Below are 23,858 nucleotides of genomic sequence, written 5' to 3'. Positions count from 1 at the left end.
AGGCGCCTCAGCGCATCCCGGCCGCGGCGAAGACCGCGTCCAGGGCACGCGCGACCCGGAGCGACTCCTCCAGCGGCAGCACCCACGCGGTCCGGTCCCCGCGGACGCGACGGCTCACGTGCTCGAGCATCACCTGGTACGGGTCCACCGGCGGGAACTCCTCCACCCGCTCACCGTCGGGGCTGGTCACCGTCAGGGTCGAGCGGGACCACCGGTCGGTGAACACCGGGTCGGAGAACTCCAGGCCGCCACGGTCGGCCTCGATCCGCAGCCACTGCCGGTCCGCCTCGACGAACGACGACCGGGTCCGGGCGGTGGCCCCGCCGACGACGAGGGTCGCGTCCATGGCGAGGTCGACGCCGCTGGGACCGCGGGTGGCCTCGGCGCGGACGACCTGGGGGTCCTCGTCGGGCACCGCCCACAGCGGGGCGCCCACGGAGTACGGGCCGAGGTCGTACAGCGCCCCGCCGCCGCGCTCCGGCTCGAGCCGGTAGTTGAAGTCGTCCACGCCCTCGAACACGAAGCCGCTGTCGATCGCGTGCACCTCGCCGACGACCCCGGCGCGCAGCAGGGCCGCGGCCCGACGGGTGCGCGGGTGCCACCGGGACCAGGTGGCCTCGACCAGCAGCCGGTCGGCGTCACGCGCCGCCGCCTCCATCGCGACGACCTCCTCGGCGTCGAGGCCGAGCGGCTTCTCGCACAGCACGTGCTTGCCGGCGGCCAGCGCCGCGAGGACCCACGGCTTGTGCGCCTCGTTGCTGAGTGAGATGTAGACCGCCTCGACCGACGGGTCGGCCACGAGGGCGGCGTAGTCGTCGTACACGGCGCCCACCGGACCGAGGCCGGCCGCGCGCAGCGGGTCGCGGGCGGCGACGGCCTGCAGGACCGCGCCGTCGGCGCTGTGCAGGGCCGGCGCGAGCGCGACGCGGGCGATCCAGCCGGCGCCGATGAACCCCCACCGGACGCTCATGACGGCCGTACCGGCTGGCCGCCCTGCTGGGCGGACTTCTCGGCGGCCTGCAGCACGGCCACGACGCGGCGGGACTGCTGGGGTGTGACGCGCATGGGCATCCCTTCGAGCAGGTGGTCGGCGAGGTCGTGGTGGAACGCGTGCTCCGGCGCGGGCGGCTCGGCCAGCTCGGTGACGGACCCGTCCGGGTGGTGCAGGGACATCCGGGCCGGGGAGTCCGCCGGTGCGAGCACGTCCTCCGCCAGCGTCCCGATCGGGGACCGGGCGACGACCCGCTCCTGCCGCCAGTCGCCGACGACGGCGCCGCGGGTGCCGAGCACGTACCACCGGGGCTTCAGCGCGGCGGCGAGGTCGGAGTAGACGAACTCCGCCTCGGTGCCGTCGGCGAACCGGATCGTCAGCCGGGCGTGGTCGGCGTTGGTGACGTCGTGCCAGACCCGCTTGTGGTGGGCCCCGGTCACGTGCTCCACCGGCTGCGGCAGCAGCGCGAGGACCTGGTCCACCACGTGCGAGCCCCAGTCGAACAGGGCGCCGCCGGACACGCCGGCGTCGCTGTGCCAGTAGTTGCACGGGTGTCCGTACCCGCCGACGAACGCCTCGAGGTGGAACACCTCGCCGAGGTCGCCGTCAGCGGCCAGCCGCTGCAGCACTCGGAAGTCGGGGTCGAACCGGCGGTTCTGGTAGACCAGCGCGACCCGGTCGACCTCGGCGGCGTGGGCGAGCACCGCGTCGCAGTCCTCGGCGGTGAGCGCCATCGGCTTCTCCAGGACCACGTGCCGGCCCGTGTCGAGCACCCGGTGGGCCCACGCCGCGTGGCTGTTGGGAGGGGTGGACACGATGACGAGACCCACGTCCGGGTCGGCGAGTACCGCGTCGGCGTCGGTGGTCGTACGGACGCCCGGGGTGAGGGCGAGCGCGGCCTCCAGCCGTTGCGGGTCGCGGTCGGCGACGGCCGCGAGGGTCAGCCCGGGGACCTCCGCGACGGCCCGCGCATGCTCCGCCCCGATCGCGCCGTACCCGACCATGCCGACCCCGACCGGCTCCGGTCTCCGTACGTCGGCGACGACGTGCAGCCAGCGGTGCAGCAGCCGGACCAGGTCCCGCCCGCGCCACGCGTCCGGCGCGGCCCCGAGGGTGGCGGTGCCGATGCCGGTCGACGGTCGGTAGGTCAGCACGGGGTGGTCGGCGAAGGACAGGTTCGCGGTCGCGTGCACGTCGACGTCGTCGTCGACCGACTCCACCGACGTCACCCGGTCCGTCCACTCCTCGCTGACGGCTCCCCGCGCCCGCAGCGCCCCCTGCGGTCGCACCCGCACCTCGTGCTTCGGGGTGGTCCCGCCGGCCCGGACTCCGGCCGCCTCCGCCAGCGGGTCGCCGCGCTGGGCGGCGAGGGTCGGCCCGACCAGCAGCAGCGGCCGGTCGCGTCGGGCGGTGTCGAGGTCGGCCGTCACCTGCGGGTCCAGGGGCCCGTCGGTCACGAGCAGCACGACCGCGGCGTCGACCGCCGCGGGGTCGTCCGGCGGCACGGTAGTGATGCCGGCGTCGCGGGCCCACCCGGCGGCCGCCACCGCCGCGCGCAGGTCGTCGTCGGCCAGCCGCAGGTCCAGGACGGCGAGCGTCATGGCCCGACCCTAGGCGCGGTCGGGGTGGGGCGCCTCCGGTTCCCCGACGGGGCGAGGCGCCGGCGCGGGGTCACGCGGTGGCGCCCACCCGGCGCAGCCAGCCGGCCGGGTCGGCCAGCACCGGGTCGAGGGCCGACCGGGCGCCGCCGAGGACGGCCGCGTCCGTGCCCGCCCGCGAGACCAGCACCCGCACCGGCGACCAGGCGTCCACCAGCACCCGCCGGCTCACCTCCGCCTCGACCCCGGGCCGCATCCAGGTCGCCAGGGGGGCGAAGATCCCGCCGAGGACCACGGCCTCGACGTCGAGCAGGTTCACCGCGGCGGCCATGGCCATCCCCAGCGCCCGCCCGGCGTCCTCCAGGGTGAGCAGGGTCCGTCGGTCGCCGGTGCGGGCGGCGTCCACGAGCTGCCGCACGCTGTCGTCGCCGCTGAGCGCGGACGAGGCACGCGCCGTCAGGCCCGCACCGCGCAGCAGCGCCTCCTGCCCGGCCACCGTCTCCAGGCAGCCGCGCGACCCGCACCGGCAGGGCGCGCCCAGCGGGTCCACCGCCACGTGGCCGATCTCCCCGCCCCACCCGCGGGTGCCACGGAAGAGCTGGCGGTTCACCACGATGCCGGCGCCGACGCCGATCTCCCCGGACACCAGGATGAAGCTGCCGGGGCACTCGGGGTTGGTGTCGAGCTCGCCGAGGGCGGCCAGGTTCGCCTCGTTGTCGACGCTGATCTCCAGCGCCTCCAGCCGGGGGTCCCGCCGCAGCAGGTCGCGCACCTCGACGTCGCGCCAGCCGAGGTTGGGGGCCAGCCGGAGGACGCCGTCGGCGACGTCGACCACGCCGGGCACGGCGACCGACAGGCCCGCGACGGTGAGGCCCTGCTCGGCCGCGGCGTCGAGGGCGTCGACCGCGTGCCCGGTGAGGGCCTGCACCGCCCGCGACGTGGTGCGGCTGCGCTGGTCCCCGCGGGCGACGGTCCGGTAGCGCACCCGGCCGGCCAGGTCGCGCACCGCCACGGCGACGTAGTCGACGTTGATCTCCATGCCGATGCCCGCCGCGCGGCGGTCCGACAGCACCAGTCCGGCCGCGGGACGCCCGCCCTGCGGGCCGCTGCGCGGCTCGAGCTCGGTCAGCAGCCCGCCCTCCACCAGGGTGTCGACGAGGCTGGACACGGTGGCCCGGGTCAGGCCGGTCTCGACGGCGAGGTCCGCGCGGGACACCGGCTCCTGCGCCTCCGCGACCCGCCGCAGCACCACGGCCAGGTTGTGGTCGCGCAGCCCGGACTGCCGGACCGGCTCGGGTACCGGACGCAGGTGGGGAGGTCGGTGCTCCACGACCGTTGACCCTGCCACACGTCGGGGGTATGTTCAATGGCTAAACAAAGATCCGTTCCCCGGGAGGCACCCCATGTCGGTCCAGCCGACGCGCGACGACAAGTTCACCTTCGGCCTGTGGACGGTCGGCTGGCAGGCCCGCGACCCGTTCGGCGACGCGACCCGGCCCGCGCTGGACCCGGTGGAGAGCGTGCACCGGCTCGCCGAGCGCGGGGCGTACGGCGTGACGTTCCACGACGACGACCTCATCCCGTTCGGGGCGGAGAACGGCGTGCGCGAGGCGCACATCAAGCGGTTCCGCGAGGCGCTGGACGAGACCGGCCTGGTCGTGCCGATGGTGACCACCAACCTGTTCACCCACCCGGTGTTCAAGGACGGCGGCTTCACCTCCAACGACCGCTCGGTCCGCCGGTATGCGATCCGCAAGGTGATGCGCAACCTCGACCTCGCCGCTGAGCTGGGTGCGTCGACGTACGTCTTCTGGGGCGGCCGCGAGGGGTCGGAGTCCGACGCCGCCAAGGACGTACGGGCCGCGCTGGACCGCTACCGCGAGGCGATCGACACCCTCGCGCAGTACACGCTCGACCGGGGCTACGGGATCCGGTTCGCCCTGGAGCCCAAGCCCAACGAGCCGCGCGGCGACATCCTGCTGCCGACCGTCGGGCACGGGCTGGCGTTCATCTCCAGCCTGGAGCACTCCGACATGGTCGGGCTCAACCCGGAGGTCGGGCACGAGCAGATGGCCGGGCTGAACTTCGTCCACGGCGTCGCGCAGGCGCTGTGGCACGGCAAGCTCTTCCACATCGACCTCAACGGCCAGCGCGGCGCCAAGTTCGACCAGGACCTGGTGTTCGGGCACGGCGACCTGCTCAACGCGTTCTTCCTGGTGGACCTGCTGGAGAACGGCCCCGGCGGCGCACCCGCGTACGACGGCCCGCGGCACTTCGACTACAAGCCCGCGCGCACCGAGGACATGTCCGGGGTGTGGCAGTCCGCCGAGGCCAACATGCGCACCTACCTGCTGCTGAAGGAGCGGGCGAAGGCGTTCCGCGCCGACCCCGAGGTGCAGGAGGCGCTCGCGGCCGCGCGGGTGGCCGAGCTGGCCCAGTCGACGCTGGCCGAGGGGGAGACGTACGAGGACCTGCTGGCCGACCGGTCGGCGTTCGAGGAGTTCGACCCCGACGCGGTGGGGGCCGAGGGCTACGGCTTCGTCCGGCTCAACCAGCTCGCCGTGGAGCACCTGCTGGGCGCCCGCCGCTAGCCGCTCCCCGCCACCCCCCTGTGGTGCCGCTTTCGTGAGCCACAGCGCACGCAACCGGCACCACAACGGAGGGTCTGCGGGCCGTCCGGCCCTGACGGCACCGGGGAGCGCCGGCGGACGCTGGCGGTATGGCCACCCCGGTGCCCGGGGGTCCCGGCCTGACCTCTCGCGAGGCCGCCGCTCGGCTGGCCCGGGACGGACCGAACGAGTTGCCGGCCTCCCGGCCGACGCCGGTGCCCCTGCAGCTGCTGCGGCAGGTCACGCACCTGTTCGCCGTGATGCTGTGGGTGGCGGCGGTGCTGGCGCTGATCGCGGGGATGCCCGCCCTCGCGGTCGCGATCGTGGTGGTGATCCTGCTCAACGGACTGTTCTCGTTCGCCGAGGAGTGGCGCGCGGACCGCTCCACCCAGCGGCTGCGCGACCTGCTGCCGACCCGGGTCGTGGTCCGCCGCGACGGGCACCGACTGCACCTCGACGCCGCCGGGCTGGTCGTCGGCGACGACGTGCTGCTGTTCCCCGGGGACCGGGTCTGCGCCGACCTGGTGCTGACCGTGACCAGCTCGCTGGAGATCGACCAGTCCATGCTCACCGGCGAGAGCCGCCCGGTCCGGCCGTCGGTCGGGGAGAGCGCGTTCGCGGGCACGTTCGTCGTCGACGGAGAGGCCGAGGGCCAGGTGGTCGCCACCGGCGCCCGGACCCGCCTGGCCGAGATCGCCGCGCTGACGCGCCGGTCCCCGCGGCCGCCGACCCCGCTGGCCCGTCGCCTGCACCAGGTCGTCCGCGTCATCAGCGTGGTGGCGGTCTCCGTCGGGGCGGTGTTCTTCGTGGTCGCGCTGGCGCTCGGGGCGCCGGCCCACGACGGCTTCCTGCTGGCCATCGGGGTCACCGTCGCGCTGGTCCCGGAGGGTCTGCTCCCGACGGTCACGCTCTCGTTGGCCCTCGGTGCGCAACGGCTCTCCCAGCGGCGGGCGCTGGTCCGACACCTGGAGTCGGTGGAGACGCTCGGCTCCACGACGTACATCTGCACCGACAAGACCGGCACGCTGACGACCAACGTGATGTCGGTGGTCGCAGTGTGGACCCCGGTCGGGTCGGTGCGGGTCCTCGGCGACCGGTACGCGCCCCTCGCGCGGGTCGAGGGGGGCGCCGACGCGGTGTGCGCCGCCTGCGCGGTGGCCACGTCGGCGGTGGCCTGCTCGACCGGTCGGCTGGTGCGCCGCGAGGGTCGGTTCGTGCCGCAGGGAGACCCGATGGAGGTGGCTCTGCACGTGCTGGCGCTGCGGCTGGGCGCTCCTGCGTCCACGCACCCGGTTCGCGCGCAGGATCGGTTCCCGTTCGACCCGCGCCGCCGGCGGATGTCGGCGCTGCACGCAGGAGCCGTCCATGTGAAGGGTGCGCCGGACTCCGTCCTGCCCCGCTGCGCCCCGGTGCCCGGCGCGGACGAGGCGGTCCACGCCCTGTCGGCGGAGGGGCTGCGCGTGCTGGCGGTGGCCGGGCGACCCCTGGACGGTGAGGGGTCCCGGCCGGCGACGGCGGAGGAGGCCGAGTCGGGCCTCACCCTGCTCGGCCTGGTCGGCCTGGAGGACCCGCCGCGCGAGGACGTCGCCCCCGCGCTGGCCGCCTGCCGGCACGCCGGCATCCGGGTGGCGATGGTGACGGGGGACCACCCGGCGACCGCGCTGACCGTTGCCCGCGCGACCGGGCTGGTCGGTGGCGACCCGCTGGTCGTGACGGGATCCGACCTGCCCGTGGATGACGCGGCGCTGGCCGAGCTGATCGACCGCGACGACGTCGTCATCGCCCGGGTGGCACCCGAGGACAAGCTGCGCATCGCCCGCGCGCTGCAGTCGCGTGGGCATGTCGTCGCGATGACCGGTGACGGGGTGAACGACGGGCCCGCGCTACAGGCCGCCGACATCGGAGTCGCCATGGGCGAGTCGGGGACCGACGTAGCACGGGAGGCCGCGGACCTGGTGCTGCTGGACGACCACTTCGCGACCATCGTGGCCGCGATCGCCCAGGGCCGGGCGACGTACACGAACGTGCGCCGGTTCCTGACCTATCACCTCACCGACAACGTCGCCGAGCTCACCCCGTTCGCGCTGTGGGCGCTGAGCGGTGGTCGGATCCCGTTGGCGCTGACGGTCCTGCAGGTCCTGTGCCTGGACATCGGTACCGACCTGTTCCCCGCGCTGGCCCTCGGCGCGGAGCCGCCGGGTCGTCGCGTCATGAGGGGTGCGCCGCCGCCGCGTGGGCTGATCGACCGGGTGGTCCTACGACGGGCGTTCGGGGTTCTCGGGCCGACGGAGGCGCTGGTGGAGATGGCGGCCTTCGCCGCGGTGCTGCTGGTCGGCGGGTGGGTATGGGGCGCCTCGCCCGGCGGCACGCTGCTGGCGGTGGCCTCCGGGACGGCGTTCGCGGCGGTCGTCCTGGGGCAGGTGGGCAACGCGTTCGCCTGCCGCAGCGAGAGTCACTGGGCCGGTGCCGTCCCCCTCCTGCGCAACAGGCTGCTCCTCGTGGCCGTGGCGTCCAGCCTGGTGCTCCTGGTGGCGTTCCTCGCGGTCCCGTTCCTGGCGACCCTGCTGGGTGGCTCCTGGCCGTCGGCGCTGGGATGGGCAGCGGCCGCGACCACTCCGCTTGGCGTGGTCGCGGCCGATGCTGCCGACAAGGCCTGGCGAGGCCGGGGTGGCCCGTGACTGTGCGGTCAGACCGACGTGGTCCTGAGCTGGAACTCGACGCCGACCCACTCCGGCGAGGAGCCGCCGGTGCTGTAGCCGACGGTGTAGCCGTACAAGCCGGTCCGGCCGAGCTGCATGTGCAGGGTGTACGAGCCGTCCTTGTTCACCTTGGTCTGGGCGCCGACGCTGACCATGTAGCCGCTGCCCTTGTTGTCGGTGGGGACGAAGCGCTTGAGAGTGAGCACCTGGCCCGGCTTGGCGAAGGAGGGCGCCGTACCGGTCAGGAGGACGTCCTGGTACTGCTTCGCCGAGTTGGTGCTGATCTTCGCGGTCCCGCCCCAGGCGGTCACGTTGGGCTTCTTGGTGAAGCCCCAGGACGCCAGCTGGGCACTGGTCGGCTGGGCCGCGGCCGCGACCGCTGTCGACGTCTGCTGCGGGGTCGCGGGAGCCGCCAGCGCGGGTGCGGCCAGCGCCACGGGGACGGCGATCGCGGCGGCGACGGCGAGGGCGGCGGCTCGGGTGCGGATGCGGGTCATGCAAGCCTCCTGAGGGTGCGGCCCCGGTGGGGTCCCGGCGGCCTGGCATCCACGTCGTCCCCGACGGGGGTCTGACTGAAACCGTTGCGGGACAGAATCATCCGAACGGTGGAGGGGTGCATCCGAACGGCGGGGCCCCTCCTGCCCCGCCGTCCGGGAGTACGTGCGCGTGGCGGGACTACTCGGTCAGACCCGGTACAGGCGCACGATCGACGACGTCGCGGGATAGTGCCGCGCGTCACCCGCGTAGCGGCAGTAGATCCGGCCGGACTTGGTCGGGACGAACGTGACCTTGACCGAGCCGGAGCTCAGCGTCCACCGGGTGCGGACCTGCTTGCTGGCCCCGCTCGGGGCGTACACGATCTTGACCGGCTCCCCGGCGACGCCCTTGCCCGCGTACCGCAGCTTGCACTGCACGGATACCCGGGTGCCGATGGTGAATCGGCTCGGGGTGAGGTACGGGCCGAGGAAGTAGACGTGCTGCCGCGACACCGTGGGCGCCGGGCTCGGACTCGGGCTGGGCGTTGGGGTCGGCGTCGGCGTCGGCGACACGACGAACGTCCACGGGATCTGCAGGGTCTCGTCCGGTGCCGTGCTGTAGTGGTACGCGTCGTAGTCGACCTTGAGCGTGAACGGAGGCACCGCGGACTCGTAGCGGAACTCGCACACCTGCAGGTCGTCGGTGAGCGTGGTGATGCCGTCGGTGGCGGCATAGGTGAAGGCGCGGCCGACCTCGGTGAGCCGGGAGTCCAGCAGGGTCATGGTGACGTCATCGAGGCGGCCGAACGGACCGCCGTTGTGCATCGTGACGCTGATGGGATACCGGCTGCAGGAGACCGGGGCGTGGATGACGTCGGGGATCGTGACGTTGATGGACGAGCCCGCCACCGTCTGGGCGGCTGCGGGGGGTCCGACGGGAAGTGCGAGTGCTGCGAGGAGGGCGAGGGTGAGCAGGCGCCACCCGGTCCGACCGCGTGACATGACGACCACCTCGATCCATGACCGTCGTCTTTCACGCTAGACGTCGCCGGTGTGGTCGTCAGAGGCGTACGTCACGCCGCTCGGGCGGGCTCCCGGCTAGCCGGTCAGGTCGTCGAGGTGGTGGCGGATCTGGAGGGCCACGGCGGCGCCCTCCCCGACCGCGGCGGCCAGCTGCTTGGTGGACCCGGCGCGGACGTCGCCCGCGGCGAAGATGCCGCGGACCGAGGTCTGCAGGGTCCGGTCGGTGACGACGAAGCCGTGCGCGTCGAGGTCGACGAGCCCCTGCAGCCAGCCGGTGTTGGGGTCCAGGCCGACGAAGACGAACGCCGCCCGGGCCGGGTGCGGGGTCTCCTCGCCGTCGGGCGACTGCAGGACCACGGTGTCCAGCCGGCCGGCCTCGTCGGCCTCGAACCGGGCGACGCTGGTCCCGCTGAGCACCGTCATCCGCGGGTGGTCCGCGACCTTCTCCTGCAGCAGCCGGGAGGCCCGCGGCTCCGGCAGCTGCTCCACGATCGTCACGTGCCGGGCGAACTGCGTCAGGAACAGCCCCTCCTCGAAGCCGGAGTTGCCGCCCCCGACGACGACCAGCTCGTCCGCGTCACGGTAGAAGGGCCCGTCGCAGGTCGCGCAGAAGTGGATGCCTGCGCCGATGAGGTCGTCCTCGCCGTCCGCGCCCGTGCGCCGGTACGTGGACCCGGTGGCGACGAGAGCGGCGCCCGCGCACAGGCGCTGCCCGGTGGAGGTGCGGAGCGACACGCAGCCGTCACGCGGTTCCAGGGCGTCGACGCCCGTCGCCGCGAGCAGCTCGACGCCGTACCGCTGCGCCTGCCGGACGAACCGGTCCGCGAGCTCGGCCCCGCCGATGCCGTCGGGGAAGCCGGGGTAGTTGTCCAGGCGGTCGGTGGCGCCCGCCTGCCCGCCCAGCGCGGAGCGGTCCAGCACCAGGGTGCGCAGGTTCTCCCGGGCCGCGTAGATCGCGGTGGTGAGCCCGGCGGGCCCGCCGCCGGCGATGACGAGGTCGTACGTGCTGGCCGCCGCCTCGCGGCTGAGCCCCAGCTTGTCCGCGAGTTCCTCGTTGGTCGGCTCGGCCAGGTGACTGCCGTCGGGGAAGACGATGGTGGGGATGATCCGCTTGCCGTCGTTGTAGCGCTCGACGGTCGCGTCCTCCTCGGGGTGGGCCTCGAGGTCGACGTACCGGTACGGGATGCGCTGCTCGGACAGGAACGCCTTGCTGCGCCGGCAGTCCGGGCACCAGGCCGCTCCGTACAGCACCAGCGGGGTGGGGTCGGCCACGTCGTCTCCTCGTTCGCCGGAGGTCAGGCTCCGGACCGGGTCGTCCGTGGGGACAGAACAGCAGGCCGCGGAGTCTCCGGCAACCGCGCCCCGCGCGGCTGCGCGGGTCCTACGCTCCGGGCATGGCAACCAGTGGCGGGACGCCCGTAGCGGGCGGTCCCGGGGCGAAGCCCGGCAGCGTGACGGACCTGTTCGACCGCGACCTGATCGAGGCCGAGGAGGAGTTGCATCAGCGGCTGGCCAAGGCCTCCAACGTCCGGCCCGTCGTCCATCCCACGCTGGAGGACCGCCGGCGGCGGGGGCGCGTGGCTCGAGCGGAGGTCCCGCGCAGTGAGCTCGGCGCGTGGCTGCCGGCGGCGGACCGCCCGGACCCGGTCGCCCTGCTCATGGGCCAGGAGGAGTCCCGGGTGCAGGATCTGGTGCCGCTGCGGCACGCCCGGATGGCGGTCAGCCCGTTCGCGTTCTACCGCGGGTCCGCGCTGGTGATGGCCTCGGACCTGGCCTCGCAGCCTCGGACCGCGCTGGACGTGCAGCTGTGCGGGGACGCCCACCTGTCGAACTTCGGCGTCTTCGGGGCCCCCGACCGCACCCTGGTCTTCGACGTGAACGACTTCGACGAGACCCACCCCGGTCCGTTCGAGTGGGACGTCAAGCGGCTGGTGACGTCGTTCCTGCTGGCCGCCCGCGACTCCGGGCTGTCCGACCGCGTCGGCCAGGAGGCGGCGACCGCCGCCTCGGCCTCGTACCGGACGTCGATGGCCGAGTTCGCGCAGATGCCGGAGATCGACCTGTGGTACGAGCGGCTGGACCTCGCCGGGGTCTACGCGACGATCACCGGCTCAGAGGTGGTCCCGACGTCGAAGGAGCTCGCGAGGCGAGCGCGCCGGATCATCGACACGGCGGCGGAGAAGGCGCGCTCGCGGGACTCCTGGTCCGCGGTGTCCAAGCTCACCGAGGTCGTGGACGGACAGCGCCGCTTCCGCTCGCAGCCCCCGTGCTGGCCAGGCTCGACCTCGACGATGACGTGGCGGCCCTGTTCCGCCAGCTGTTCCGCGAGTACCGGGCGACCCTGCAGGAGGACCGCCAGGAGCTCCTGAAGCGCTACGAGATCATCGACTTCGGGCACAAGGTGGTCGGGGTCGGCAGTGTCGGGCTGCTCGCGTTCGTGTTCCTGCTGCAGGGGCGCGACGACGACGACCTGATGGTGCTGCAGGTCAAGCAGGCGCAGTCGTCCGTGCTGGAGGCCTTCACCAGGCCTTCGGCGTACACCCGGCATGGGCGACGGGTCGTCGTCGGGCAGCGCCTCATGCAGGCCGCGAGCGACTCCTTCCTCGGCTGGATCGACGGCCCGCGGGGGCGCAGCTTCTACGTGCGCCAGCTGCGCGACATGAAGTGGTCCCCCGATCCCTCCCGCTTCGACGAGCTGCGCATCCAGCGGTTCGCGGTCGTCACCGGCCGGACCCTGGCGCGCGCGCATGCCCGGGCCGGCGACGCGGTCGCGCTCGCGGCGTACCTCGGGAAGGGGCGCGCGTTCGACAAGGCGATGGAGGCGTTCGGCTCCGCGTACGTGCAGCAGGTGGACGAGGACTACGCCGCCTTCATGGCCGCCATCCGTGATGGGCGGATGACCGCGTACGAGGAGCCCGGCGGCAAGCAGGTCGTCACCGCGGTGGACTCGCTGAGCAACGCCGGGCTGGCGGAGCCCGCGGCGAAGGCGAAGAAGACACCGGCGAGGAAGACGGCGACGAGGAAGACGGCGACGAAGAAGACGGCGGCGACGCGGGCTGCGACGACGAGGAAAGCCCCGGCGACGAAGGCGGCGGCGAGCGCGCCGGCCACCGAGCCGACGGCGCCGTAGCGATCTTCCGCGGAAGATCGACATCGCGTGGCCCCGAGAGGATTCGAACCTCCGACACGCGGTTTAGGAAACCGCTGCTCTATCCCCTGAGCTACGGGGCCGGCACGTACGACCATGCGTCCGAGAAACAGGTAACGGACCGTGTTCGTACGGGGCAAAGCCTACGGGTCCGTGGTGCTGAGATTTGTCAGGGGCGGTGGCCAGCCAGGGCGCCGGCTAACGCCTTGGGAACGGAAGGCGATTGCGCACGGACGTGAACCATCCGGAGAGTTTCCACCACGGTTCTCGGTGGCCGTGGGCATGGTCCTGGCGCTCCAGCGAGTACGAGTTCGAGATGAACTCGAAGTCGACCACCCCGTACTGGGCGAACTCGGCCACGGACATCTCACGCGCGGAGTCGAAGCGCACCTCATCGAGTGCCACTCCTTGGTCGCCGGGAGCGTCGGTAGCCCAGTTGAGCGAGCGAACTTTGTCGAGCCATGCTTCTCGTTCCGCGTCGTACGGGGGCCCGACGAGTTCGCTTCCGTCCAGCAGAATCACGAGGCTGATCCCGATAACGGCGTCGCCTGACTCGTCTGCCCCCTCGTGGCCCGTGATCAGCACTCGGTACGTCTCTCGGCGCTCACGCAGAAGGTCAGCCATCCCGCGGTTGATGCCGCGGTTCGACAGCGACTCGCTCACCTTGTCCGGTAGCGCTGGCCGGGAGTACCTGTGTCCGAGCCAGTTCCTGAAGATGTCGAACCGTGTGTCGTCGACTAGGAAGTTCTCCAGGCCCACCTTGCCTCGTTGCTTCTTGGTCTTCCGCAGCACGACGCGACGGTCAGACTCAACCAGGAGCCATCCCTCTCCGAACGGGAGGGCGATCTGACGGGCGCTCTGACCTGTCTGGGCCCACGAGTCCGGTTCGTGATCCGTGTAGGTCGCTTGCATCACCTCAAGCGAGGTGACCTGGTCAGACTCGAAGCAGCACTCATGTGTCGTGATGATCCAGCGGGCGTCTTCGCGCCAGGTGTACTGGTATCGCTTCTTGATCTCTTCGAGCACAGGGTCGCCGGCGGCTACGAGCGATCCCTGTGTTCGACGGGCAGGTGAGGCTGTCACTCATCCCTCGACAGGAAGCGTCCTGCTCGGTCGACCTCGCGCATGACACGCTCGGTGTCGATGTCTACCGATGCCGGTCGGGGTCGCGTGGTGGCCTGCCCAACGAGAAGGGCTGTGTCTCGGACCTCATCCCACTCATCGTCGCGAATCAGATCGGCCGCCGAACGGCGGCCCTCGAAGATGGGAACAGCGAGAGCCGCCCCTGGGCGCCGCACCCCTGCGTTTGCCAGCGCCGTGAGCAGATGGTCCAGATGAGTCAGCCGGCGGTATGTTGCCGGGCTCATGTCCTGGGCACCGCGCAGCCAGCCGTGGACCGATTGGCGGGAAACGCCAGCGATGGACGCCAACTGTGTCTTGGTCAGGTGAAACCCTGAGATCACCGAGTCGGCGAGAAGGGCTGCATCCTTCTGGCTCGTGTCGATCAGGACGGTCGCGTTCAGGATGGACTCGCTCAGGCCGCCGAGGAGGTTCCCGGTCATCGCCTTGGCGAAGAGGTCGATCGTGCGCGTCATGCGCAGTTCAGCATGATGCGGCAGAAGGTCGTCGAGGCTGTGCGCCATGATGCCGGTGGCGAACACCGGCTCCCCAATCGGGATGGCTTCGTTGTTGACGTAGACGATGGCGAAGTTGCTGCACTGAGTGCTTACCGGTGTCGCGATGAGGTGCTCGCGCTCTCCGGTGGACTCGTAGTTGATGGCACGCTCGACGTTATCTACGACGTCGTGGCCAACGATTGTCGTCACTCCGTCACCCCCCATTCCGTCTTGGCGTGATCGGACAGCAGGCTAACGAACACGTCCCTGACACCCTGGTGTAGCGAGGTTAGTTCGGCGCGCAGATCGTCAACGCCCATGGTTTCGGCAGGACTTGCTGCCTCGATGAAGTGGTCGATGTCGAGTAGAGCGAAGCCGCTCGGGGCGTCGGGGAGTGCTGGAACGACCACTGCATCGGCCATGTCTGCCGGGATCTGGACCTTGCCGCTTCCCCGGAAGCACTTTGCGACCAGCCTTGCTCTGCTCTTGGGCTGGCTCAGCACCGCCACCTGGACGTACTCCTCCAGGTTCATCTGGGATGGCACATGAGCGGTGGACATGTCTACGGCGAACGGACCAGACAGATAGTCGCTGACATCGTGTTGCTCGGCGGGCAACACCAGATCCAGGTATCGAAGGCCCAGCCTCGCGTAGCGCACTTCCGGTGCCGAGGCTGCGAGCGACCCTAGGGCGATGTCGAGTAGTCCGAACAACCACTCGTGCGTGACGTAGGCGTCGGCGGTGGCTCGCACCGAGATCCCGCCGGGGTCGACTGTTACCGCAACCTGCTTTGACGGGTCGGCGGCCGTCAGGACAGAGGCCTCGAAGGCGTTGACCTGGAGTTCGCCGTTGGCGTTCGCTGCGATGTTGAACTGACGTCCCTTGCTCACGTCAACCTGCGAGAGCCCAGCAGCGGCCAGGGGGCGCTGGATCGCGGAGCGGAACTGCGACGTGCGATCGGCGTCATGGAGAAGGTCGAGCGGCGCCTGCGCGAAACGGGCGGCCGCGATGACGAACACGAGTGAGGGCTTGTCCATCTTCATCACGCGCCACCTTACACTCGACTTTACAGTGCGCTTTACGCTACCTATCGGTCCGCCCGGACCTCCACTGAACGCTCAAACTCGCGGATCTGTGATGTATATGTCCGTTTTGCGAAGTTCTTGACCTTCGCGGATGTCGGCCGCATAAGCGTTGGGCAGGTTCGGCGCGCATTACGGCGCCGGCCGCCCGCCGGTGAGGCGATGTCGCGACATCTGCCGCGGCGCCGGGTTCAGGACGCCATGGCCTGGCCGTCACGGAAGGCGGTGGCAAGTTGCCGGGCGTCGTGCGGGTGCCACGGCAGCGAAGCGCCGCTCTTGAGCGCGCGCGGCCGCGCCAGGCTCCGTCGAGATCGCGCCCGGGTGGGAACACGCCCTGAGAATCTCGGTGCCACGAACCGAACTGCGCCACTACACGGAGCAGGTCACCGAGCGGCCGGTCATCCCCGTGGTCTTGCCCTGGGGGTACGACGCCGTGGCGATCGACCTCTACATCGGAAAGCCAGGACACAGCATCGCCCTGCGCACCGACCCTCACACACAGGTCCTCGCCGACATGGAACGTGGCGACCAAGGAAGGGCGCTCGTCGTGAAGAGCCCGCTACGAGTCGATCGACCAGTCCACGAGGAGTTCGAGGCCGAGATCCGCGAAGCCCGCGAAGGCATGATCACGCAGGGCTGGGACGGACACCCAACCCGGATCGTCATCTTCGGCATGACCGATCCCGAGGGCCCACATCAAGAACTGGAGATCGCGATCGACCCCGTCACCTGAACCAGCGGCGGGCCTTCTCGATGCGAAGCAGCGCCTGCTTCCACGTCGTCGAACGGGCCACCTCCTCAACCATCCCGTCAGGTACCCGGACCCACTGGCCACCTGGCACGTCCGGCTTGAACCAGGCAGCGTCCAGCGACTGAGGCTCCTCAGGGTTCCCGAACAGCAACAGTTCGCCCACCCCCTCGCGCACCAGGAGCAGCGGCGTTCTGTCGTGGCGATGCCCGTCGGTCATGGCGCGGGACGGTAGGCCGGCCCGCGAACTCAAACCACTGCTCTCAGGCGTCCGAAAGTCCCCAAGTAACTCCGCGTGACGACCTCAGGCGAACCTAGGCATTTCTAGATCCAGCACGACACCGGATTGCAGGACAGGGCTCACAAGGTCCGAGAAACGCGCTCAATCAGCGCCCTCGACCACCCTTTCTCGGACGTCCTACGGGGCCGGGGGTCGGAACAGTATGCAGTCCGACAGAGCCATGCTCGCATGGCTGCGGCAGCCACTGACGGGCCGGCGTCGCCGGGCGTGGCCGACGCACTCGCGGACCGGATGAGACGGAGTCGACTATGAACGGTGAGGCGACCGCGGCGGCCGTCGTGGATCTCTTCCGGCGTCTGGGCATCCGAGTGCCCGGGGGGTGGGTGCGCGAGGAGCCCGGCGTCCTCGCCGTCGTCAGCGGCGTCCCCTTCCCCACCATGAACGGCGTCTGGGTCCACGGCGCCGAGGCGTCGCCGACCCAGGTCGCCGACCTGGTCGGCGAGGTGGCCGCTCGCGGAGTGCCGTACTGCGTGCAGGTACGGCCGGGGTGTGCCGAGGCTGCGCGGGTCGCGGTCGCGGAGCACGCCCTCGAGGCGCAGCAGTCCGTCCCCCTGATGGCCGTCGAGGACCCCGCCGTGCTGAGGGGCGACGCCGAGGTCGGCGACCTCACGGTCCGTCAGGCGACGGCGGGTGAGCGCGGCACGCACGTGGAGGTGGCGGCGTCGGGCTTCGAGTGCCTGGTGCCGTTGTACGAGCAGATGATGCGCGCCACCGACGTCATCCCGGACCAGAAGTGCTGGCTGGGGTTCGTCGACGAGGTGGCGGTGACCACGGCGCTGACCATCCCGACGGCGGACGGAAGCGTCGGGGTGTTCAACGTCGCCACCCCGCCCCAGCGTCGCGGGCATGGGTACGGAGCTGCGATCACCGCCGCGGCGACCCGGGCGGCGCTGGCCGAGGGGGCCAGGTGGGTGTGGCTGCAGTCGTCCCCACCCGGCCTCGGCGTGTACCGGCGGGTGGGCTTCCGGGTGCTCGAGGAGTGGCCGTTCTGGACCTCTGCCGACTCAGGATGACCGCGGTCGACGGACTCCGGTGAGCCGGAATCCGCGACGCCCCGGGTCGTTCACCCGGCCGATGCCTCCGGCGTCGTGGCCTCCGCCAGGTCCTGCGCGACGAGAGCCTTGAGCTGGTCGAGATCCTGGCCCTGTGGGCCCAGCAGCGGCCAGATGTGCTTGAAGAGCAGCTGCTGCGCGTGGAACGCCAGGTTCGTGGTCAGGTGGAAGTTCGGGTCCTCCAGCTGGGGCGGGACCGGCCACCCCTTCTGCCGGGCCGTCTTGATCAGGCCGGGGATGGCGACCTTGCCGAGGGTGCTGAGGGTCCGGTCGCTGGCCTCCCAGTCGATCTGCCACTGCGGCACCGGGTTCGCCCGGGGGACGTCCCACTGCTCCGGGCCCGTGGGCGTCTCTCGGCTGAAGACGTAGTCGATCGGCGCCGCGACCTTGTCGCGCTCGGTGAAGGCGTCGCCGATGTCCCACAGCCGCCGCAGGGTCGCGATCAGCGAGGTGTGTCGGTGCTCGGCGTTGTAGACCGAGCCGGGCTCCACCCACGGCGACACGACGATGGCCGGCACCCGATACCCGGACCGGTCGAACCGGAACCCGAACTGGCCGGCGGGGGCCGCCGGGTCGGGCGCCGGGACGGGACCGGGCGGGACGTGGTCGTACGTGCCGCCCGGCTCGTCCCAGCCGATCAGCAGGGTCGTGTTCCACACGTTCGCCCCCTCGGGGGAGCGCATGCCGCGGTAGGCGTCGTAGACCCGTTGCAGGAAGTCCTCGCCGGACAGGATCGACGACGGGACGTCGACGTCGAGGTGGAGGCCCTTGGCCAGCGCGGCGCCGGCGGCCGGGTGGTAGTCACCGTGGCCCACCAACAGGTTCGGCTCGATCATCGCGAAGTCCGGGAGGTCGCCGGCCGCGGCGTCCTTCTCGAACTCGCTGAAGGGCACGAAGTGCGTGGCGAAGCGCTCGTGCAGCCGGGGCCAGTGGATCAGGCCGGTCAGGGAGGCGCCGGTATCGCCCTCGACGTACACCTTCCACGTCCGGCCGTGGGCCTCCAGCCGGTTGAAGAGGGTCTCTGCGGTGTTGTCGTGCACCCAGTGGCCGACGGGCGAGTTGGTCGTCCCGCCCGTGGGCAGCGGGGTGCAGGTGGCGGCCGTCCAGAACGACCGGTTCATGAACGTCTGGGACGGGACCTCGCAGAACCAGTGGTCGAACACCCCGAATGCGCGGGCCAGGCCGTTCAGCACCGGCACCTGCTCGGGGGTGTAGCACTGCATGATCTGCGCGTACTCCTCATACGTCGGCTGCCGGCCCATCTCCCAGGTGAAGAACGAGATGTAGTCGGCCACGAAGCCGTCCATCGTGGGGACGGCGCCGTCGGCCGGGGCGTTGTACGGAGGCTTGATGTCGTCGCCACCGGCGAACCGGTTCTGGTCGTCGAGGACGCCGAACAGCTGGGTGTTGGTGTGGAAGTACTCCTCGCCGGAGTCCGGGTTGGGCGCGTCCATGAAGTCGCCGACGTGGACGGCGACCCGACCGCTGCCGTCGGGCGGCTGGTGCTCGGCCCAGTCGGGGACCGGGTTGCTCAGCTCGGCGCCGAGAACGCCCTCGAACGACCTGCCGTCGTCGGGGCCGTACAGGTGGCCCAGCAGGTTGTCCAGGGATCGGTTCTCGAAGAGGACGACGATGACGTGGTCCATCGCGTGGGAACGGTCCTGCGCTGCCATGGCGGCTCTCCTCGGTCCGGCGTTCGGCGCGGTCTCGGCGGCCGCGTCACGACGCCCGAGGTGAATCCTGCTCGCAGGCCGGGCCGCCTGTCGCCCGACCCCGCGAAGTCTGTCGGATGAGACGGAGGCTCTTGTACGCCTCGAACCACAGCACCCCGAGAACCCCGGCCGAGGCCGCCAGCAGCCAGTCGGCCGGCGTGACCGGGCCGAACCCGAAGGCGTTCTGCAGTGCGGGCACGCTCATGAGCAGGACCAGGAGGATCCCGGCGCCGGCCAGGATCCACTTCAACGTCGGGTTGCGGCGCTCGGCGAACGTCCGCCATACCGGGAGCCGCCACGAGCGGTTGACCAGGATCAGGGCCAGGTTGCCGATGACCAGCGTGACGAAGGTGATCGACCGCACTTCCTCGTCGGGCCGGTCGGCGAGGACCGCCACCACGTACACGGCCAGGACCATCGCCAGCACGGACAGGCCCTGGAGGATCGACAGCACCAGGACACGGGCGCGGAGCATGTGCTCGCCCAGGCCCCTCGGGGGGATGTCCATGATGCGGGGGTCGACCTGCTCGGCCTGGAAGACCACGGAGCAGGCCGGGTCGATGATGAGCTCCAGGAACGCGATCTGCACCGGCAGCAGGACCAGCGGCCATTCCGCGACGAAGACCGGGACCAACGCCATCCCGACGATCGGCACGTGCACCGCGATGATGTACGCCATCGCCTTGCGCAGGTTGTCGAAGATGCCGCGACCCTGACGGACCCCTCCCACGATCGACCCGAAGTCGTCGTCGGTGATGACCAGGTCGGCCGACTCCCGGGCGACGTCGGTCCCGCGGGCCCCCATCGCGATCCCGATGTCGGCGGCCCGCAGCGCGGGGGCGTCGTTGACGCCGTCCCCGGTCATGCCGACGACGTCCCCGTGGGACTGCAGTGCCCGCACCAGGCGCAGCTTCTGCTCGGGCACCATCCGGGCGAAGACGTTGACCCGGCGGACCCGGTCCGTCAACTCGTCGTCCGACAGTCGCTCCAGCTCGGGCCCGGTGATGCACCCCGAGCCGGTGTCCAACCCGATCTCGTCCGCGATCGCGAGGGCAGTGGCGGGGTAGTCCCCGGTGATCATGATCGTGCGCACGCCCGCGTGCGCGCACTCGGCGACCGCGTCGGCGACGCCCGGCCGGACCGGGTCGTACAGGGCGGCCAGGCCGAGGTACTCCAGGTCGAACCCGCGCGGGTCGTCCGGCAGCGGCCGGTCCGGGGAGTGGCGTCCCCGGCCCACGGCGAGGATCCGCTGGCCGGATTCCGCCGCCCGCTCGACCTCGGCGGTGACCGAACCGACACGGTCGGGGTCGAGGTCGCACAGTCCGGTCACGGCCTCGGGTGCGCCCTTGACCGCGACCTGGAGGTCGTGGCGTCCCGGCACGCGCCACACCTGCGTGACGGCCAGCAGCTGCTCCGTCAGCGGGTACTCCCGGACCAGCTCGGAACCCGCCGGCGGGCGCGCCGAGTCGGGGAGGTGGTGGTCGCGGACGGAGGTGAACGCCAGGTCCATCGGGTCGAACGGCTCCGGCGGGCAGGCCAGCGCGGCGGACTCGGCGACGGCTCGCGCGTCCTCGGGCAGCGGTCCGTCGCCGACGAGGATGGTGCGCCCGTCGACGACGAACGCGTGGACGGTCATCTGGTTGAGGGTGAGCGTGCCCGTCTTGTCCACGCACAGGACCGTCGCCGACCCCAGTGTCTCGATGACGGCGGCCCGCCGGGTCAGCACCCGCCGTCGCGACATCCCCCATGCGCCCAGCGCCATGAAGACGGTCAGGACCACCGGGAACTCCTCCGGCAGCATGGCCATCGCGGTCGCGATCCCCGCGAGGAGTCCTTCCAGCCAGACGCCTCGGGTCAGGCCGTACACGACGACCACCACGACGGCGGCGAGCACCCCGATGACGGCGATGACGGCCACGAGCCGGTTGACCTCGCGCTGCAGCGGCGTGCGGCCGGTCTCGATCTCGCGCAACTGGGTCCCGATCCGGCCGAGCTCGGTGTCGCTGCCGGTGCCGAGCGCGACCGAGACCCCATGTCCCTTCACGACCAGCGTCCCGGAGAACACCCACGTGGTGGCATCCCCGCCGGGGCGGCCCATCCGGTAGGTGGCGGCATCGTCGTGCGACGCCACCTTGCGGACCGGCACTGACTCCCCGGTCAGGGCGGACTCGTCCACGCTGACGTTCACGCTCTCGACCAGCACGCCGTCCGCGGGGACGCGGTCGCCCTCGGCGAGCAGGATGGTGTCCCCCCGGACGACATCCCGCCCCGGGATGCGCAGCTGCACGCCGTCACGGACGACGAGCGCGCGCGGCGACGACAGGTCCCGCAAGGCGGCCAGGGCGTTCTCGGTCTTGTGCTCCTGGTACAGCGAGATGCCGATCACCACCACGACGAACGACATCAGGATCGCGCCGTCCAGTGGCTCGGCGAGCAGGAAGTTCACCGTGCCGGCACCCAGCAGCAGGAGCAGCATCGGCTCCCGTACGACGTCCCAGGCCTGGCGGGCGAGGTTGCGGGGCTTCGCGGTCGGCAGCTCGTTGGGCCCGTCGATGGCGAGGCGTTCGGCGGCCTCCCGGGTCGACAGGCCGGTCCGGGGCTGCGCGGAGGTGACCGTCACGGCGTCGCTTCCTCGAGGTGTTCGCGCACCACGATGCTCCCGCCGGCGTCGTCTTGTCAGTGCCGAACGCCACGGCCCTGTGGCCGTGGTCACCGTGGCGTACTCGGCCGGACGGGGGGCCCGCGTTCGCCGAGGTCCGACCGGGTCCGTGAGAGACGACGTCGTCAGCGGCCGCGGCGGTCAGGGCGCCACGCGCAGGAGCTCCCACATCGCCGGGCGGACGACGGCGTCCGCGACCAGTCCGCGCTGGGTCTGGTACGCGGTGACCGCGGCGCGCGTCAGGGGTCCGAAGAACCCGGTGCGGTGCGCCACCGGCATCACCAGCAGCTTCTGCACGGCGCGCACGGCCTTGTTGCGGTTCCCGGGGCGGAGGATCTTCGACCCGAACCGGTGGACCAGCAGCCGCCGGGTCTGCGGGCTCGGCGGTGACTCACCCGCGGTCGCCTGGGGACGTGCACCGGCCGCGGCCGGCGGGGCGGGGAGCAGCCCCGGTCGGGTGCGGGCGTCGACGACGCCGGTGCGGGGCAGCCCATGAGCCGCCTGCCACGCGGCGACCGCATCGGCGGTGAGGGGGCCGTACCAGCCGGACTGTGGTGACACTCCCAGGCGTGCCTGCAGGGTGGCGACGTCGCCGCCGCTGGAGCCGTACCAGAGCAGCCGCCCGTGCGCGACGGGCGCGGGGGGCGCCGGGGGGCAGGGCTGGTGGTTGGCACCGACGGCGCGCCGCCGAGGCGCCGGTCCGCCCTCGTACGACGGGCAGGGTCCGTAGTCGGCGGCCGCGGGCCGGGCCGTCCACCACGCGGTCGCCTTGACCGCCCCGGGCCAGGAGAACGAGAAGTGCACATGGTCGGTGTGGGGGTTCCACCCCGCGGGGAGCGGGCGCCAGCCCTCCGCGGCGCGGTAGGCGCCCCAGATCCGCTTGTTCCAGCCGATGTACATCACGCCCAGCCGACGGGCCTGCCAGCCCGGAGCACCGTCGGGCCCGGGCGCCAGAAGCCAGCGCAGCAGGTCGCGGGCGGCGGCGGCCTGGGTGGGATCGGTGGAGTCCACGCCCCAGTCCCACGCCCGGCCCTCCTTGTGCTCGCTGACCCCGCCCACGGTGCACTCGCGGGTGATGCCCCAGTCCTGGCCCACCCGGTACGTCGCGAGGACGAGGTCGCGGAAGGCGACCACCCCGGGCTTGGCCACCGGGTCGCAGGAGGTCTGGGGCACGTACGGGCTGGCGGGCTGGGCGACGCGGGCCGAGGCCTTGCCGGTCGCGGGCAGGCCGCGCGGTGCCGTGCGGGCGCCGGCGGAGGAGTCCGCGGACGTCCGGGTCACCGCGCCGGAGAGGCCGGCGGGTGCGAGCGTGAGCCATCCGGCGGCGACGCACAGGCTGGCGGCGACGCTGAGACGGATGGGGTGGGTGGTCCGCATGGTGTGTGGTGGTTCGGGAAGACACGTGCGTGACGTTTGAGCACGGTAACAGCGGAAGCGCCGTTGCGGGAGGGGGCGACCACCGGCTTCCTTCCCCGGGCCTCCCGCGCAGAAGTGAGCCGACGGGTCGTTACCCGACGTGCGGACACCCGGGTAGCAACCGCTGGGCTCACTTCGGTGATCGTCGGCCCACTAGCGCGGACGCGGACCGCGCCGGCCGTGCGCCTCCCGGGCCTGCGCGGTGATCTCCTCGGCGCGCTCGCGGTAGTCGGGGTACCTCGCGACCGCCTCCCGCACGTACGCGCGCACGGCCGTCACCGGGATCCGCGCACCGCGGTCGAAGTCCCAGGTCATCAGCGTCGACGTCCCCGGCCGCAGCACGCCGCGCGGGTCGTCCATGATGACTCCGGCCAGGAACCGCAGCGCGGGACCCCGCTTCGTCACGTCCACGGAGACCACCCAGTGCCGCCAGTCGCCGGCGAGGGCGTACATCAGGATGCGGTACTTCACCGCCACGTCGAAGCCGGCGTGCGCCTTCCGGATCGCGGCGTCCAGGGTCCGGACGGCGGCGGCGTCCTCGTCGGACAGGCCCGCGACGTACGTCTCCAGCGCTGACTCGGCCATCCCGCACTCCCGCGTCGCTCGGCGGCACCCGGACGCCGGACGGTACCGCTCGCCCCCGGGAGTGAGGGACCCGCCGCCCTGCGGATCCGGGGGATCCCCACCCGCGCCGACCCCGAGCGCATAGCCTGAGGGCGACGACGCGG

At 72.0% G+C, this 23,858-nt stretch carries 20 protein-coding genes and 1 tRNA gene; 6 read left to right on the top strand and 15 right to left on the bottom strand.

Translation table 11 applies throughout. From position 1 onward, the window contains the following. Positions 1 to 7 precede the first annotated feature (7 nt). The 3 genes from R2737_06445 to R2737_06435 all read right to left on the bottom strand — a co-directional run bounded on the left by R2737_06445 (position 8) and on the right by R2737_06435 (position 3,919). Positions 8 to 970 carry a Gfo/Idh/MocA family oxidoreductase gene (locus R2737_06445; protein ID MEZ5115889.1) on the bottom strand — a complete coding sequence of 321 codons (963 nt, stop codon included), beginning with the start codon at positions 968 to 970 and terminating at the stop codon, positions 8 to 10. Next, positions 967 to 2,592 (bottom strand): Gfo/Idh/MocA family oxidoreductase, encoded by a 1,626-nt coding sequence (locus tag R2737_06440; protein ID MEZ5115888.1) that lies wholly within the window; start codon positions 2,590 to 2,592, stop codon positions 967 to 969. The genes R2737_06445 and R2737_06440 overlap by 4 nt, the downstream gene beginning before the upstream one ends. Before the next feature lie 70 nt (positions 2,593 to 2,662). After that, complete coding sequence (locus tag R2737_06435) at positions 2,663 to 3,919, bottom strand: ROK family transcriptional regulator (GenBank protein MEZ5115887.1); 1,257 nt, start codon at positions 3,917 to 3,919, stop codon at positions 2,663 to 2,665. Between the two features lie 73 nt (positions 3,920 to 3,992). Here R2737_06435 and xylA point away from each other — a divergent pair, with 73 nt between their 5' ends. Both xylA and R2737_06425 read left to right on the top strand, forming a co-directional pair. Further along, on the top strand, positions 3,993 to 5,180 hold the full coding sequence (xylA, locus tag R2737_06430; protein MEZ5115886.1) for a xylose isomerase: 1,188 nt from the start codon (positions 3,993 to 3,995) through the stop codon (positions 5,178 to 5,180). A gap of 128 nt (positions 5,181 to 5,308) precedes the next feature. Next, positions 5,309 to 7,876 carry a cation-transporting P-type ATPase gene (locus tag R2737_06425; protein MEZ5115885.1) on the top strand — a complete coding sequence of 856 codons (2,568 nt, stop codon included), beginning with the start codon at positions 5,309 to 5,311 and terminating at the stop codon, positions 7,874 to 7,876. An 8-nt stretch (positions 7,877 to 7,884) separates the two neighbouring features. Here R2737_06425 and R2737_06420 read toward each other — a convergent pair whose 3' ends face one another. The 3 genes from R2737_06420 to R2737_06410 form a co-directional block, all read right to left on the bottom strand. Further along, positions 7,885 to 8,394, bottom strand: a complete 510-nt coding sequence (locus tag R2737_06420) for a hypothetical protein (protein ID MEZ5115884.1) — start codon at positions 8,392 to 8,394, stop codon at positions 7,885 to 7,887. A 186-nt stretch (positions 8,395 to 8,580) separates the two neighbouring features. Further along, complete coding sequence (locus R2737_06415) at positions 8,581 to 9,375, bottom strand: hypothetical protein (GenBank protein MEZ5115883.1); 795 nt, start codon at positions 9,373 to 9,375, stop codon at positions 8,581 to 8,583. Between the two features lie 96 nt (positions 9,376 to 9,471). Next, positions 9,472 to 10,668, bottom strand: coding sequence for an FAD-dependent oxidoreductase (locus tag R2737_06410; protein ID MEZ5115882.1), 1,197 nt, complete (start codon positions 10,666 to 10,668; stop codon positions 9,472 to 9,474). Positions 10,669 to 10,790: 122 nt separating this feature from the next. Here R2737_06410 and R2737_06405 point away from each other — a divergent pair, with 122 nt between their 5' ends. Both R2737_06405 and R2737_06400 read left to right on the top strand, forming a co-directional pair. Continuing rightward, positions 10,791 to 11,765: a DUF2252 family protein gene (locus R2737_06405; protein MEZ5115881.1), complete on the top strand. Its 975-nt coding sequence runs from the start codon at positions 10,791 to 10,793 to the stop codon at positions 11,763 to 11,765. Next, the gene (locus R2737_06400) at positions 11,693 to 12,526 is read left to right on the top strand and encodes a DUF2252 family protein (GenBank protein MEZ5115880.1); all 834 of its coding nucleotides are present in this window, start codon (positions 11,693 to 11,695) and stop codon (positions 12,524 to 12,526) included. The genes R2737_06405 and R2737_06400 overlap by 73 nt, the downstream gene beginning before the upstream one ends. 28 nt (positions 12,527 to 12,554) lie before the next feature. Here R2737_06400 and R2737_06395 read toward each other — a convergent pair. The 4 genes from R2737_06395 to R2737_06380 all read right to left on the bottom strand — a co-directional run bounded on the left by R2737_06395 (position 12,555) and on the right by R2737_06380 (position 15,203). Next, positions 12,555 to 12,627 (bottom strand) — tRNA-Arg (locus R2737_06395). A gap of 115 nt (positions 12,628 to 12,742) precedes the next feature. Further along, positions 12,743 to 13,627 (bottom strand): hypothetical protein, encoded by an 885-nt coding sequence (locus R2737_06390; protein MEZ5115879.1) that lies wholly within the window; start codon positions 13,625 to 13,627, stop codon positions 12,743 to 12,745. After that, positions 13,624 to 14,370, bottom strand: a complete 747-nt coding sequence (locus tag R2737_06385; protein MEZ5115878.1) for a helix-turn-helix transcriptional regulator — start codon at positions 14,368 to 14,370, stop codon at positions 13,624 to 13,626. Before R2737_06385 ends, R2737_06390 begins: the two co-directional genes overlap by 4 nt. Continuing rightward, complete coding sequence (locus R2737_06380; protein MEZ5115877.1) at positions 14,367 to 15,203, bottom strand: TIGR04255 family protein; 837 nt, start codon at positions 15,201 to 15,203, stop codon at positions 14,367 to 14,369. The genes R2737_06385 and R2737_06380 overlap by 4 nt, the downstream gene beginning before the upstream one ends. A gap of 385 nt (positions 15,204 to 15,588) precedes the next feature. Here R2737_06380 and R2737_06375 point away from each other — a divergent pair, with 385 nt between their 5' ends. Next, the gene (locus tag R2737_06375; protein MEZ5115876.1) at positions 15,589 to 15,975 is read left to right on the top strand and encodes a hypothetical protein; all 387 of its coding nucleotides are present in this window, start codon (positions 15,589 to 15,591) and stop codon (positions 15,973 to 15,975) included. Here the strand turns inward: R2737_06375 and R2737_06370 are convergent. Beyond that, complete coding sequence (locus tag R2737_06370; GenBank protein MEZ5115875.1) at positions 15,968 to 16,210, bottom strand: hypothetical protein; 243 nt, start codon at positions 16,208 to 16,210, stop codon at positions 15,968 to 15,970. The two genes, R2737_06375 and R2737_06370, sit on opposite strands and share 8 nt — an antisense overlap. A 329-nt stretch (positions 16,211 to 16,539) precedes the next feature. On the opposite strand from R2737_06370, the gene R2737_06365 reads away from it, so the two are divergent. After that, complete coding sequence (locus tag R2737_06365) at positions 16,540 to 17,304, top strand: GNAT family N-acetyltransferase (GenBank protein MEZ5115874.1); 765 nt, start codon at positions 16,540 to 16,542, stop codon at positions 17,302 to 17,304. Between the two features lie 50 nt (positions 17,305 to 17,354). Here R2737_06365 and R2737_06360 read toward each other — a convergent pair whose 3' ends face one another. From R2737_06360 to R2737_06345, 4 genes are all read right to left on the bottom strand, one after another. Beyond that, positions 17,355 to 19,016: an alkaline phosphatase family protein gene (locus R2737_06360; GenBank protein MEZ5115873.1), complete on the bottom strand. Its 1,662-nt coding sequence runs from the start codon at positions 19,014 to 19,016 to the stop codon at positions 17,355 to 17,357. A gap of 46 nt (positions 19,017 to 19,062) precedes the next feature. Next, positions 19,063 to 21,675 (bottom strand): cation-translocating P-type ATPase, encoded by a 2,613-nt coding sequence (locus R2737_06355; GenBank protein MEZ5115872.1) that lies wholly within the window; start codon positions 21,673 to 21,675, stop codon positions 19,063 to 19,065. 180 nt (positions 21,676 to 21,855) lie between these two features. Next, a complete protein-coding gene (locus R2737_06350; GenBank protein MEZ5115871.1) occupies positions 21,856 to 23,091 on the bottom strand; it encodes a peptidoglycan-binding domain-containing protein in 1,236 nt (411 codons plus the stop codon). A gap of 192 nt (positions 23,092 to 23,283) precedes the next feature. Continuing rightward, positions 23,284 to 23,715: a DUF1801 domain-containing protein gene (locus tag R2737_06345; protein MEZ5115870.1), complete on the bottom strand. Its 432-nt coding sequence runs from the start codon at positions 23,713 to 23,715 to the stop codon at positions 23,284 to 23,286. Positions 23,716 to 23,858 lie beyond the last annotated feature (143 nt).

This window comes from Candidatus Nanopelagicales bacterium (genome assembly GCA_041393815.1).
Taxonomy (GTDB): Bacteria; Actinomycetota; Actinomycetes; order S36-B12; family JAWKJK01; genus JAWKJK01.
This window is presented reverse-complemented; position numbering and strand designations above follow the sequence as displayed.